Source organism: Paenibacillus cucumis (ex Kampfer et al. 2016), assembly GCF_019748695.1.
GTDB lineage: Bacteria > Bacillota > Bacilli > Paenibacillales > Paenibacillaceae > Paenibacillus > Paenibacillus polysaccharolyticus.
The window spans coordinates 1-12954 of sequence record NZ_JACLIC010000009.1; the positions used below are offsets into that span (position 1 = coordinate 1).

At 45.4% G+C, this 12954-nt stretch carries 12 protein-coding genes and 1 pseudogene; 6 read left to right on the forward strand and 7 right to left on the reverse strand.

Going from position 1 to position 12954, the window contains the following annotated elements:
* Window positions 1-163 precede the first annotated feature (163 nt).
* Window positions 164-718, forward strand: coding sequence for an NAD(P)H-dependent oxidoreductase (locus tag H7T88_RS05290; protein ID WP_221787481.1), 555 nt, complete (start codon window positions 164-166; stop codon window positions 716-718).
* 171 nt (window positions 719-889) lie between these two features.
* On the opposite strand, the gene H7T88_RS05295 is transcribed toward H7T88_RS05290, so the two are convergent.
* Both H7T88_RS05295 and H7T88_RS05300 read right to left on the reverse strand, forming a co-directional pair.
* Window positions 890-1636 (reverse strand): Bax inhibitor-1/YccA family protein, encoded by a 747-nt coding sequence (locus H7T88_RS05295; RefSeq protein ID WP_221787678.1) that lies wholly within the window; start codon window positions 1634-1636, stop codon window positions 890-892.
* A gap of 241 nt (window positions 1637-1877) precedes the next feature.
* On the reverse strand, window positions 1878-2234 hold the full coding sequence (locus tag H7T88_RS05300; RefSeq protein ID WP_090921395.1) for a nucleotide excision repair endonuclease: 357 nt from the start codon (window positions 2232-2234) through the stop codon (window positions 1878-1880).
* Between the two features lie 697 nt (window positions 2235-2931).
* Between H7T88_RS05300 and pdxR the strand changes: the two genes are divergently transcribed.
* The 3 genes from pdxR to H7T88_RS05315 are packed head-to-tail and all read left to right on the forward strand — an operon-like array spanning window position 2932 to window position 5780.
* Window positions 2932-4389, forward strand: a complete 1458-nt coding sequence (pdxR, locus tag H7T88_RS05305) for a MocR-like pyridoxine biosynthesis transcription factor PdxR (protein WP_221787482.1) — start codon at window positions 2932-2934, stop codon at window positions 4387-4389.
* Between the two features lie 27 nt (window positions 4390-4416).
* Entirely contained in the window at window positions 4417-5337 is a 921-nt protein-coding gene (locus tag H7T88_RS05310; protein WP_221787484.1) for a D-alanine--D-alanine ligase, read from the forward strand.
* The gene (locus H7T88_RS05315; RefSeq protein WP_260510729.1) at window positions 5334-5780 is read left to right on the forward strand and encodes a GNAT family N-acetyltransferase; all 447 of its coding nucleotides are present in this window, start codon (window positions 5334-5336) and stop codon (window positions 5778-5780) included. The genes H7T88_RS05310 and H7T88_RS05315 overlap by 4 nt, the downstream gene beginning before the upstream one ends.
* An 86-nt stretch (window positions 5781-5866) precedes the next feature.
* Here H7T88_RS05315 and H7T88_RS05320 read toward each other — a convergent pair whose 3' ends face one another.
* The 5 genes from H7T88_RS05320 to H7T88_RS05335 form a co-directional block, all read right to left on the reverse strand.
* Window positions 5867-6652 (reverse strand): glucose 1-dehydrogenase, encoded by a 786-nt coding sequence (locus H7T88_RS05320; protein ID WP_221787486.1) that lies wholly within the window; start codon window positions 6650-6652, stop codon window positions 5867-5869.
* 63 nt (window positions 6653-6715) lie between these two features.
* Window positions 6716-8164, reverse strand: a complete 1449-nt coding sequence (locus H7T88_RS05325; RefSeq protein ID WP_221787488.1) for a GNAT family N-acetyltransferase — start codon at window positions 8162-8164, stop codon at window positions 6716-6718.
* A 255-nt stretch (window positions 8165-8419) separates the two neighbouring features.
* Window positions 8420-9967, reverse strand: a complete 1548-nt coding sequence (locus H7T88_RS05330) for a copper amine oxidase N-terminal domain-containing protein (protein ID WP_221787489.1) — start codon at window positions 9965-9967, stop codon at window positions 8420-8422.
* A gap of 187 nt (window positions 9968-10154) precedes the next feature.
* Window positions 10155-10283 carry a hypothetical protein gene (locus H7T88_RS28635; RefSeq protein ID WP_260510730.1) on the reverse strand — a complete coding sequence of 43 codons (129 nt, stop codon included), beginning with the start codon at window positions 10281-10283 and terminating at the stop codon, window positions 10155-10157.
* Window positions 10284-10423: 140 nt separating this feature from the next.
* Complete coding sequence (locus H7T88_RS05335) at window positions 10424-10891, reverse strand: DUF1877 family protein (protein WP_154889914.1); 468 nt, start codon at window positions 10889-10891, stop codon at window positions 10424-10426.
* A gap of 155 nt (window positions 10892-11046) precedes the next feature.
* Between H7T88_RS05335 and H7T88_RS05340 the strand changes: the two genes are divergently transcribed.
* Together H7T88_RS05340 and H7T88_RS05345 are read left to right on the forward strand one after the other, a co-directional pair.
* A complete protein-coding gene (locus H7T88_RS05340; RefSeq protein ID WP_154889912.1) occupies window positions 11047-11511 on the forward strand; it encodes a DUF4385 domain-containing protein in 465 nt (154 codons plus the stop codon).
* 104 nt (window positions 11512-11615) lie between these two features.
* Window positions 11616-12923, forward strand: a pseudogene (locus H7T88_RS05345) (VWA domain-containing protein).
* Window positions 12924-12954 lie beyond the last annotated feature (31 nt).

The following is a 12954-nucleotide window of genomic DNA, read 5'->3' on the forward strand; positions in this document are numbered from 1 at the left end:
TAATTTGTCCTTTACAAGGGGTACATTTTACATGCGGGGCTGCCTTTTTCAGCTTACTTACTACTTTGTAAGTATTGAACTAAAAAGTGCGTACTTACTTTTATAAAGTTAATTGACTATGATGTAAGGGCGAACACATTTTCCGCAGAATGGAGAGATAACTATGAAAACGTTAATTATTGTCGCTCATCCCGATCTGGCCTCATCACGGATTAATCAGGCTTGGGTACAAGAATTACAGCAGCATGATCATATTACCGTGCACGACTTATACCGCCAGTACCCCAAAGGAACGATCAATGAAAGCCATGAACAGTTGCTACTGGAGCAGCATGAACGCATCATCTTCCAATTCCCGTTGTATTGGTATAGTAGCCCGCCACTTCTGAAGTGGTGGTTCGACACCGTGCTTCAAGCCGGATTTGCCTATGGGCCTGACGGGGGCAAGCTGCAAGGAAAACAGATAGGCGCAGCCGTTTCGACTTTTGGTACAGCTGAATCTTATCAGTCAGCCGGAACCAACCGCTTCACGATTGAAGAGCTATTACGGCCTCTGGAGGCACTGGCACGTTATGTTGGAGCAGACTACCTACCTCCATATTCGCTTCATGATGTATCTCATGTAACCGATGAGCAGTTGGAGCATAGCCAATCACAGTATCTCCTGTATGTAAACGCTCCTGCGGAGCAAACCGAAGTTCAACAATTCGGCTCTTGATGTCCTCTTCGGTCCAGCTTTCTCCACGGTAATAACCGCCCGCAAGCCGAACAACTCAAAGAGGGCTGCTCAGGTCTATTGTATTGACCTGACGCAGCCCTTTAAGTTACCAACGCAACACAATCAAACCAGATACAATCTTATAGCTCGGCTCACTGCTGAGCAGTGCTTCTAGTCGCGGCTCCGCAGTTTGCTGAGCAGACGAAGAATCTCGATGTAAAGCCAAACTAGCGTGACCATCAACCCGAAGGCACCGTACCACTCCATATACTTGGGTGCCCCTTGTTCTGCACCACCTTCAATAAAGTCGAAATCCAGTACCAGATTAAGCGCAGCAACAATGACAATCACAACCGAGATGCCAATACCAATCAGGCTGTTCTCATGAAGATATGGAACCGTGATGCCGAACAGACCGAGCACAAAGCTAAGCAAATACATAATCATGATACCGCCCGTTGCAGCCACTACGCCTAACTTGAAGTTCTCTGTTGCTTTGATTAACCGCGTTTTATAGGCTGTTAACAGGGCAACAAACACCGCCATGGTTAGCAAAGCTGCTTGTAACGTAATTCCGTTGTACAAAGACTCATAACTTGCCGAAAGTGCACCCAGGAACATCCCCTCTGCTACCGCATATATCGGTACAAGATATGGAGATACCACCGGTTTAAACGAAATAATTAGCGCCAAAATAAAACCGACAATTAACCCGCCATAGGCAAGCGGCATCACTTCTTGTCCTTTGAAAAACATCATCCAGGTTGCAAATGCACTGCCCAGCAAAATGATCAACGTGATGAACGCTTTGTTCACCGTGCCGTTAATCGTCATGTAGTTCTGGTACCGATCCCCTCCATATCCTCTGTTCTCAAACGTGCTGTCCTTAAGTGTAGGATTACCGCTACGACCGATCAACACAATCACCTCTTCTTATGTATTGGGTAAATCTGTGAAACCCATTTTCTAGTGCTACTTCCTTGAAAAGTGAACTTTTTAGCTTCTATATTTGTTACGTAGAACTATATTTGCAAAGGGAATGGAGTTGGATGCAATCCATGGATCACATCCTGTCCACCTGCATACGAACCTAGGACATATGTCCTAAATGCATTCAAGCTTACGTTCTTGCTTGTGCACCTTAAATAAACTTGTTTACTTACTTATATAGAACTTTGTCTACATTATACTTCGCCCGCATCGTGTTAATGATATAGGTCTCATAAATTTCACGATCCATTGGATCTTCTACCAAACAAACTTCAATCTTTGTGACTTCGTCGCGGTGATTCTTCATTGGAGATACCGTATCTTCAAAATGCTTTTTGATTCGCGGTCTTAATTTTCGCGCTTTCCCGACAAATAACAACTCACCTGCGGCATTATAAAACATGTAAATTCCGCCTTGCTCGCGCGTAATCAGGTGAAAATCAGTAAATCCATAAATGTGGCTTAACTGCGGATTTTCCTGCTTGGTAATGGTCACATCTGGTGTAGGAACCGTAATCTGAATCATCCATTTCACTTCCTTATATTCTATAGAAATACATCCTAACACATATCATAATCCGACACCATTTCGAGTTAAAAGAAGTACAATTCACGGAATTTTCGCTTTTGCGACAAATATTTCAAAAAAAAGGTTAACTTCCCTGATTCAAAGTGGTACTATAGGGGTATGAGGAAGAATTTGGGCACAAAGACATATGTCTTTGTATCCACGCTCGTTTTATAGAGCCTACCATTTTTCATCTTTTTCATACTGAATTCGGTGACGTGCACACGAGAAGAGTACAGTTAGTAAGAACCGTAGCTTTGAAGTAGATTGTAGAATCACCATCTTTACGAAAACCTATTGCAGCAAGCATTGAGTGGCAATAATTAGCCTTTTAAGATTTCTTTTTAATACAGCATCAAGTTTATCATCTAGAATTAGAATAATATAGACAAAGCATATCGCATAGGAAGTCGATCCACTTAGAATTATACAGACAGGTATTTCTAGAGACTAGTCAGAACATGCAACTGTAGCTAGAACAGAATAGTATTACACCCATAGAATTGAACAGGTTTCACCTCCAGCCCGGCATATGAGCCAGGGCTTTTTCCCGTTGTGCGTACAACTCAGGCCACTTTAGCTACGAAACAGAGGTATCGTGGTTCTTTCTGCTGGGTTTATAATATGGCAAGATACCAGTAGAGGGAGTGATGGGATGTATTCCGACCTGCAATTGACGGAGGACCGCCCTGTATATATACAAGTCAAAGATTATTTGAAACGGTTAATGTTAAAAGGCGGTTTGCAACCTAATCAGAAACTGCCTTCAACCCGTGAAATGAGCACGTTAATGAAGGTAAGCCGAAGCACCATTCTGCTCGCCTACGCAGAGCTTGAAGAGGAAGGGTTGATCTATGCGCTCAAAGGTAAGGGTAACTACGTCAGCACACTTATTGAAACGCAGCAGACCAATGCAATCCATTGGCAACTAGATTGGACGGCGGAGGTTAGCGATTATGCAATTCAGGCAGAGCAATATGATCTGATGAAACATGGCTCAGGAGCCGAGCGCGGCGAAATTTCCTTTACCAGCATCGCGCCGGATGAAAAACTGTTTGATCTTCAAAATGTGAAACGGGCCTTCCTGGATCGCATGTCACTTGAAGGAGAAGTTTTACTTAATTACGGCTACGCCCAAGGATACAAACCGCTCATGAATTATTTGATGAACTACATGGAAAACAAAGGGGTCGACCTTACAGGTAAGGATATTTTGATTACGAACGGGTTTACGGAGGGTTTTGACCTGGTACTTGGAGCATTGCGCAAGAAGAGCGGCAAAGCACTCTGTGAGAATCCTACACATCACACGGCGATCAAAAACCTGAAGTTGCACCAGTTTCAGCTAACCGGTATCGATATGGAACCGGATGGCCTGGATCTGAAGCAGCTAGAGCAACAACTGGCTGGAAGTGCATATGATCTGGCATATCTTGTGCCCTCATATCACAACCCGACCGGAATCGTGACTTCGCCTGCAAAACGAACTGAAATTATACGTTTAATGAACGCATATCAAGTTCCGATTATTGAGGATGGATTTAACGAAGAGCTTCGTTATTCCGGCTCCCATGTCTCACCCTTGATCGCCAGTATGGGTAAGGGTAACGGCCTTGTCTATCTCGGCAGCTTCTCCAAAGTATTGTTTCCCGGACTGCGTGTGGGCTGGATTATCGCGGATGCTACATTGATCGATTATCTGGAAAGCATGAAGCGGGCGCGCAGTATTCATACGTCTACTCTGGATCAGTCTCTGTTATATCAATATTTAAGCAACGGCAATTTTGAAAAATATCTAAAACGGGCTCGTACAGAGTACAAGCGAAAATATGAACTCGCTGTGCATTGTCTAAAACGGCATCTGCCGATGTGTCAAATATCCGGAGCAGGCGGTTTGCATCTGTTTGTGCAGTTTCCACCAGAAGTGCGAACAAGAGAGTTGCTAGCTGCCTGTAAAGTAAACGGGGTAACCTTTACTCCTGGAGATACCTTTTATCTGGAGCCTGGTCAAGGGCTTCACACCATGCGGCTTGGATTCTCCAGAGTCAGTGACGAGAACATCCGCAAAGGCATCCGTATCATCGGGGAAACCGTTGCGAGCATGATGAATTGATTTAATAACATTAAGGAGGATTTTCACATGAGAGTCGGCGTTATTATGGGCGGTACATCTTCAGAGCGGGATATATCCCTGCTCACCGGACAGGAGATGATTGCGAATCTGGACAGAAGTAAATACGAGATCATACCGATTGAGCTGAATTCCAAACGCGATTTGATCGATAAATCGGATGGAATTGATGTAGCCTTGCTTGCCCTGCACGGAAAATACGGAGAAGACGGCACGGTGCAAGGCACGCTTGAATCCCTAGGCATTCCCTATACAGGTTGCGGCGTACTTGCAAGTAGCGTATGCATGGATAAGGACATGTCCAAACAGCTCATGCGGCAAGCAGGGGTACTCACCGGAGACTGGCTTCAAGTGAATCGAATGCAAGATCTGTCCTCTGTGGCTGTCCAGCACTTAACGTACCCTGTCGTAGTTAAACCCAACTCAGGCGGCTCCAGCATTGGAACACAGATCGTTCATGAGCCATCAGCCCTGCCTGCAGCAGTAGAAGCTGCTCTTGCCTGGGATAACAGTGTAATGATTGAGCAATATATTGAGGGTGAAGAGATTACCTGCGCCATTGTAGACGGTAAAATGCTACCCGTGATCTCGATTCGTGCCAATGCTGCCTTTTTTGATTATGCAGCTAAATATGATGATAACGGTGCGGATGAGCAGGTCGTGCAATTACCTTCTGAGCTGCATCAGCGCGTAGAAGCCGCAGCGCTAACTTGTTACAACGTACTCAAATGCAGTGTCTACGCCAGGGTGGATATGCTCATTCGGGATGGAGTGCCTTACGTGCTGGAGGTAAACACCTTACCGGGGCTTACACGGAACAGTCTGCTGCCCAAAAGCGCAGCCGCTGCCGGGATTTCTTTTGCCAAGTTGCTCGACACCATCATTGATCTGTCTCTTAAACAACGTTCCGGGGAGTTGTCGCGTGTATGAGTCTCGATGTAAATATTCGGCATAGCACCAAACAGGATGTACAGGACATGGTTATTCTCATGGATCAACTGGGATACCCCACAACCTACGCCGAGATGCAGGAAAGATACGCTCATATCGCTGCTGATGCCAATTTTACAACGTTGGTAGCCGAAGTGCGCGGACGTGTAGTGGGACTGATTGGCATGCAGACATCCTATTCATATGAAAAGAACGGCAGACATTGCCGCATCATGGCACTGGTTGTTCATGAGCATTACCGCAGCTCCGGTATCGGCCGTCAGCTTCTACTCGCAGCTGAGCAGTGGGCGGCCGAACAGCAGGCGGACTCTCTGTCGCTAAACAGCGGCAATCGTGCGGATCGTGAAGCCGCGCATGCATTTTATCAGAGGATGGGTTATACGGCTGGCAGCACCGGATTCAGTAAAAATGTCATTCGATGAAATCTAAACAACAAAATATGCCCTTCCAAGCACTAATATGGCTTGTAAGGGCACATTTATGTTTTCATGATCTTATCCTGACTGATTTAGTACTTGGCAGATTGTGCACCGTCAATCGGAATGATGGCTCCGTTGATAAATGGCGATTCACCGGACAGCAGGAATGCGACCAAACGTCCGACTTCCTTGGGATCACCCAGACGTTTGGCCGGGTTGTCCTTTACAAACTCTTTGGACGCCGACTCCCAGTCATTTGGGTTAATCTGTTTGAATGAACCGATAACCATGTCTGTCAAAATGGCTCCTGGAGCTACTGCATTGATGCTAATACCATGCTCTGCATATTCAATCGCAGCATCCTTGGTCATGCCTGCAACGGCATGTTTACTTGCCCCATAAGCGATCTGATTAGGCACAGCGCGAATACCACCCACGGAGGAGGTGTTGACGATAAAGCCTTCGCCTTGCTTTTTCATCACAGGCAACACGTGTTTCAAGCCATAAAATACACCTTTTAAATTAATGTCGATTACCTTGTTGAACATCTCGGTTTCATAGTTTTCGATCAGGTTCTGCTTGCCCTCAATACCCGCGTTGTTGAAAAAGGCATCGATGCGCCCAAACTTGACCATGGTATCCCGAACATAGTTCTTAACCGCTTCCTCATTGGCTACGTCTCCCTCGATCAACAGAAACTCAGCTCCGTTCACTTCTTCCGAAATTACCCGCTTGGTCTCCTCCAGTGCCTTCATGTTAACATCCACCAGAGATAGCTTTGCCCCTTCTCGCGCGACCTCTACTGCAGCCGCCCGGCCAAGCCCCGAGCCACCTCCTGTAATCAAGACCACTTTATTGGTGAACCGTTCTGTCATGGTATAGACCTCCTAATGATTTTTTAGATCATCCATATTTCAATACCCTTTTCAAATTAGACTCTAACATGGCTTCGACAACTCATATGCCTCCATTAATTTCTCGATGGGAATCCCATTAATTTTCATTCCTGACACTTGGCAGGCCTCAAGCTCAACACCTGAAAGATCACAGTCGACAAAACGACTGCCTCCCAAATCACAATGTCTCCACTGCATTGGCACACGGTCGTCACCAAGATGTGTATCTTGGAACTGAACCCCGTCCAAAGCACAGAATTCAAACTTGGTATTTGTTAAACGTAAATCTGCAAGCAACATTTCCGTCATATTCAGGTTCGTTAGTTTGCTTCCACTCAGATTACAATCGGTGATGCGGCTGTTCCTCATTGTACTGGAGCTGTACCACATCGAATCCAAATTGGCTTGAACATGTTCATGCTCCTGAATTGGATCATCCTGCCCGCTCCTGGTAACGATCTTCTTCTCATAACCGTACTCTGCATCGGAGGCATACATGCGAACATAACCGAGCTTTTCGTAGAAGTGATGATTACTCGTCTGCCGACTAGAAGTTTCCAGCCTCCAGTGCAGGATATGCGGGAACACAGCCTCAATCTGTCTGATCACTTGTGAGCCTACTCCGCGCCCTTGGAAGACAGGGTCGATATAGATTCTGTCCAACCTTGCGATTCCCTTTCCAAGCACATTTATGCTCACGCCACCGATTGCACAGCCATCTGCTTCCACTACATAGTAGTCCCACTCACGAATGACATACTCATGTAAGCGAACAGCATTATAACCCGGAGGACAAAGATTGCTATCCAAGTCCTGCTCTCCATTCGCCCAGACTTGCATGGCATGATCAAAAGCACGTGTGCAGATTTCTGTCAGTACAATGGCATCTTCGTGTTCTGCTCGGCGCAGGTTTATCGATAATGGTTTGGGTTTAATCCGCCCAGTGGCTTTCCCATTGAAATCCGTGCTGTGAAGTTCAAAATAATCATAGACCTCCCCATCAGACAGGAGTCTTCGATTCACATACTGGAAGCCTGTATGCTCCAGCACTTTGCGAGAAGACGGGTTATATGTCTTCACAATGCCCACAATCCGGTTTAACGACGTATGTTCGAATAGATATGCTGTCAACGCTCGTACCGCCTCAGTGATATAACCTTTGTTGCGGTGATCGCGTGAAATGGCATAAGCTACCTCACGATCAGACGGATCAAGCATATCGTTAGGAAACACACCGCACCAACCGATCAACTGCTGACTCTCCTGATGTATTACCGCAAGCATAATCCGTACATCCTGCGGATCAAACTGTTCATAACTCCCTACGACAAACTGCAAAAATTCACTTAATTGCTCTTCTGTCATCTTCCAATCGGGTAACAGGTCGGTAATTTCAGGCTGATGTGTCAAGGTTGCCAGCGCGGCTTGGTCTTGCAAGGTAAAGGGACGTAACATTACTGAATTAGCAACAATCGTAAAACCATGATTCATATAGAACACCTCTAAGGGATTACTTTGTGATGACACGACAAAAAGGAGCACCTCCAATAGAGGTACTCCCTTGTCGTTTCATCCTTTCAGATCAAACGCCGAAGCTCCTCGTAATGGGTCAAAAAGGACAGACGTATCCCGTGTTGGTCTAACGGAATTTTTGCGCCTTGTTCTTTTCTACATCATTACGAGAAATCTGGCATTCTCTGAAATCCCCTTTCAATTCACGCATCGTTTATAACGATTCACATTGTATTATGGACGATCAATGAAAATCCAGCCTGTATCTTGTTCTTTTTCAATCGTGGCTCCAAGTGATTCTGCCATGAAACGAAGCGGCACATAAGTCTTGCCGTTTTTGCCAACAAAGGCGGATTCCACCATCGTGACTTCTTGCCCCGCAACGGTTGCTTTCGGAGAATCTACCGTCAGTACGATCTCATCTCCAGTGATGTCGTCAATGACAACGATCTGTTTCGAGCCTTTCGTCCATTTCACTTCTGCATCCAATTGCTCGGACAGATACCGAAGTGGCACAAAGGTTGTATTTTTGACCGTTATTGCTCCATTTTCTTCACCCGGATGAAGGAAGATGCTTTTTGTTGAAATTTTCATCTCATTCTTCAGGAATTGATAGACGAATGAATTCGAATCAAAATTTCTAAGCACCTGACCTGGTGTAACTTCCCCTTCGGTTAGTTCCATCACACCACGGGAAGCATCCACTTCATCGACAGTGACCGCGCCGCCGATATTCCATAGCTCACTGTCTGCGCTAACCGTTACAGAACGCACTGGCAAGTCTTCTGATGCAGGCACAGCCACCTTCAAAGACATCTTTTGTTTGCGAATATCGAGTTTACTATCCAGGAAGAAGTCCATATTCAATTTGGTTTCAGGGCCAAATACTGTTTTCAGCTCCGGTGTATCTTTCAGCAGGTTGTTCAGTTCCTGATCATAATTCACCAGAATGCTGTCCAAACCTTCTTTGATCATGGCATAGATGGATGTAACTGCTTCTTCCTTCGATTTTGGCAAGATAGAAGTCATTTCATCGTCTTCCATACCTTCTCCTTCTATACCTTCCAAGCCCATATAACTTTCAAAAACAGGGTACAGCACATCATACAAGTCTCCAATCAACTGTTTGAGACCTTGCTCATCCTTAGAGATACTTGTCAGGAACGGCTTAACCATCGCAAGCAGCTCTTCACCGTTAATCTCCATATGCAGCTTGTTTAGAGACAATGTTTCACCATTTACGGCTTCCTGAACAGGAGTAACGGATATGTTTTTCGGATTGGACAGATGTTTCATGACAAAAGTTAATACCTTTGGAGAAAGCTCTTGCATCTGTTTCTCCAACTCTTTTGTATCTATAGGAAGAAGCATTGTCTCTGCTCCCCCAAGTGTATCCAGAGATATGTAAACCGGTTTCTGAGCTCCATCGACATCGATGGTCATGCCCGACTTGTCCATAGACAGATGGAAAGGCAATTTCGTTCCTTCGATGCTCACTGATCCTTTGAGCGATGCCGTGTTGGCGTCCTTCATCTTGGCATGATCAATGTTGAGTGAAATGGAATTGATTCGTTTAATCATTTCGAGGTCTTCGTCGGTTGCGAATTGTTTGTCCGGTTCTATGTTAATATGCATGGATTGTTTGGTTTCACCGGATTTTACATTGGTGTTATTGACCATGGCTTGGCCAACATCTACTCCGCCCACGGCCTGACAACCTGTAAGAATAACCAGTAACAGGACAAGCGGTACTGCCATCCATTGTCTTAACTTTCGGCTCATAATTGGGATCTCCCCCTTAGCAAAATATGGTTCATTCCATATTATGAGGGCACTTGGAAGCAATGTAAACGGATACGCATAAAAATAGGCCAAATAGGCCGGAACACGTCCGGCCTTCTGGTTCTTCTATCACTCATATGTCATAACATGCGCGTGGGAACATGCTGTTTCATGTAATATTTTCAGACTATTCCTGCTCCTGATCCTCCGCAGACTCTTCCTCTTTCACTTCATCTGCCGGTGTTACAGGGGTCTCGAATTGATCCGGTTCATCGTCTTGAATTGCTTTGTTCTCTTCGTTCTGATTTTGTGTCATAATCGCTCTCCCTCTCTTCAGCAGAATATCATCAAGGCACTGCCTTGTGTGTATCAATAACCGGATGGCATATGAATCAAACATTGTTCCAAACCATGATTGCACACAGACCGGAATTCATCCCTTTAGAAAGAGCCCTTTCAGAACACGTAAAAGATAATCCCGTTGCCGTTCTCTACGGTCACTTGAAACAAAGCCTGTATCTGATCAATCGTTTGCACGATCTCCTGAAAAGTCTCTTCTTCGTCCCAACCTTCCATTACGGGATATACCCCTTCAGCAAGCATCTTGTCCAAGCTGAAACGCGTCCTCACATCCTCAGGGGTAAGTTGCTCCAATGCCATATAAGCCTCAAGAACCTGCTTGTTATTAATCAAGAATAGATCCATATCCGAATAGTTCCCCAAATACTGTTGACTAGCGAGCGGCACAACATAACTTAGCGGAGGTTCTCCATCTACGAGGTTACCATTCAACGTCAACTGTAGCATCTGCCACGTTTTATCAATATCCAGATCAACCTGACAATCATGCACACTAACCTCTCCCGATTGAATGGAATTCAACAACTCATCGGTTACTACCACATATCTACCCGACATGCCCATCGCGTTATCCCTCCTGACATTTCCTTCTATTATTCCCCATTAACCGCGCATGTTACATCAGAATCGGGGTAAAAAGGAAAAAGGGCACAATAACGTCACCCTACAACGATCATGTGGGGAGCGTAAACGAACCATTTCCTAAGGAGGATATCCCGATGAAAAAATTTGACTACAGTCTTAATTACGAGGAACTCGATCTGCGCAAGCAGCCTGAATTATATACCGTTGGCCGGGGCGAGCAAGGGGTGCTCATGGTGGAACCCTACAAAAGCGAGATTCTGCCGCACTGGCGGTTCAAAACACCTGAGATTGCGACAGAGTCATCGAAGAAGATCTATGAACTATTTTTGCAGTATAAGAAAAAGGGGGATTTCATTGGCATGGATATGGCTCGCAAGTTTTTACAGATGGGATACACTCGGGCGAGACGTTATACCAATCATAAAGGCGGGCGCAAATATTCGAAGCAGGATGGCTCGATCCTGCCTTATCAGAACGATCCGGTGAAGGCGGAAGCAGCAGCCATTTTCAAAGCGCAGTGGGAGGTAGCGAAGAAAGATCCCGACTACGTGAAAATGATGAAAAATCATCGGGAAAAGTACGAGTCAGAGGAGGGCTAGGCGCATATCTGAAATCATTGACTTGTGGAAACATATGGTTCAGAATCTATCTTGTTACTGTTTGTTTTCCACCACTATTTTGGAGAAAAGAGGCGCAGCCGACTATGACAGATTCGTTTATACAATTAAACACAGGCCAGAATACCAACATCAACGAATGCGCTCAGCTTCAGGTGACGATCAAGTGCACATCCGCCCCCTCTGCCCTGGATGTTAGCTGTTTCATGGTAAACGAAGCAGGAAAAGTTCCATCGGACGACTATTTTGTATTTTACAATCAGGAGGCTGACCCGCATAACAGCGTTCGTTTGCAACAGATAGAGGAATGGCAGTCTACTTTTGTACTGGACACGCATAAATTGCGGCAAACCTCATTAGAAAAATGTGTGTTCACGGCTACACTTGATGCGGGACATACATTCGCCGATGTTCATACATGCCAGGCGGTTGTTCAAGCCGGTTCCCAGCAGATTACGTATGAGATTACGCAGGCCACAGCAGAAACAGCGCTTATTTTCATTGAAATTTACAAGTATCGTGACGGATTCAAAGTTCGGACCATCGGACGTGGTTTCTTTGGTGGATTACAGCCCCTGGCAGAATCCTTCGGGGTAGAGATTGAAAGTAACCAAGCCTCGGAAGCCGAACAAGCTCTGCTCACAGCACAAGCTGAAGTGGCAGCAGCCTCTTCCCAAACCACAGCACCTGTTGCTGAATCAGTCCCGAGCCCTCCACCACTGAACTTGACCAAAATCGATCTGCTCAAGCATAAAGTAACCCTGTCTCTCCAAAAGAAAAAGGTTGAACCTATTCAGGCACGTGTTGCCGTTGTATTCGATGCATCAGGCTCCATGTACCATCTGTATCGTAAAGGCATCGTGCAAGAAGCCTTTGAGCGGATACTGGCGATTGCATCCGCATTGGATGATAACGGAGAATTAGACGTATGATTCTTCGCCAAAGACTTCTTACGTGCCCCTAGCGTTACCGCCAAAGATTTCGAGAATTATATTGAACGTACATATAAGCTGGGTAGCAAAGGAGGTACTAATAACGAACCTCCTGTAATGCAAGATGTCATTCATAAGTACACCATCGAGGAACCCAATGTAAAGATTCCAACGTATATTATCTTTTTTAGCGATGGCGGGGTTAGTCAAAAAGGAAAAATCAAGCGATTGATTACCGAAAGCTCAACCAAAAATCTGTTCTGGCAATTCGTTGGTTTGGGTAGAGCTAATTACGGTGTTTTGGAAAATCTCGATGATATGGAAGGGCGTTTCATTGATAACGCTAACTTCTTCGCACTGGACGACATCTCGAAAATCAGCGATGAAGAATTGTACGATCGTCTGCTCAATGAATTTCCAAGCTGGATCAAGGAAGCTCGGGCCAAAGACATTCTGGCCTAAAATGTTCATCTTCTATGCTTAATTCAGGCTT

Bases quoted from the DNA above. Each gene is read 5' to 3' on its own strand.
- H7T88_RS05290 (WP_221787481.1), top strand. From the start codon at position 164: ATGAAAACGTTAATTATTGTCGCTCATCCCGATCTGGCCTCATCACGG.
- H7T88_RS05300 (WP_090921395.1), bottom strand. From the start codon at position 2,234: ATGATTCAGATTACGGTTCCTACACCAGATGTGACCATTACCAAGCAG.
- pdxR (WP_221787482.1), top strand. From the start codon at position 2,932: ATGTATTCCGACCTGCAATTGACGGAGGACCGCCCTGTATATATACAA.
- H7T88_RS05310 (WP_221787484.1), top strand. From the start codon at position 4,417: ATGAGAGTCGGCGTTATTATGGGCGGTACATCTTCAGAGCGGGATATA.
- H7T88_RS05315 (WP_260510729.1), top strand. From the start codon at position 5,334: ATGAGTCTCGATGTAAATATTCGGCATAGCACCAAACAGGATGTACAG.
- H7T88_RS05320 (WP_221787486.1), bottom strand. From the start codon at position 6,652: ATGACAGAACGGTTCACCAATAAAGTGGTCTTGATTACAGGAGGTGGC.
- H7T88_RS05325 (WP_221787488.1), bottom strand. From the start codon at position 8,164: ATGAATCATGGTTTTACGATTGTTGCTAATTCAGTAATGTTACGTCCC.
- H7T88_RS05330 (WP_221787489.1), bottom strand. From the start codon at position 9,967: ATGAGCCGAAAGTTAAGACAATGGATGGCAGTACCGCTTGTCCTGTTA.
- H7T88_RS28635 (WP_260510730.1), bottom strand. From the start codon at position 10,283: ATGACACAAAATCAGAACGAAGAGAACAAAGCAATTCAAGACGATGAA.
- H7T88_RS05335 (WP_154889914.1), bottom strand. From the start codon at position 10,891: ATGGGCATGTCGGGTAGATATGTGGTAGTAACCGATGAGTTGTTGAAT.
- H7T88_RS05340 (WP_154889912.1), top strand. From the start codon at position 11,047: ATGAAAAAATTTGACTACAGTCTTAATTACGAGGAACTCGATCTGCGC.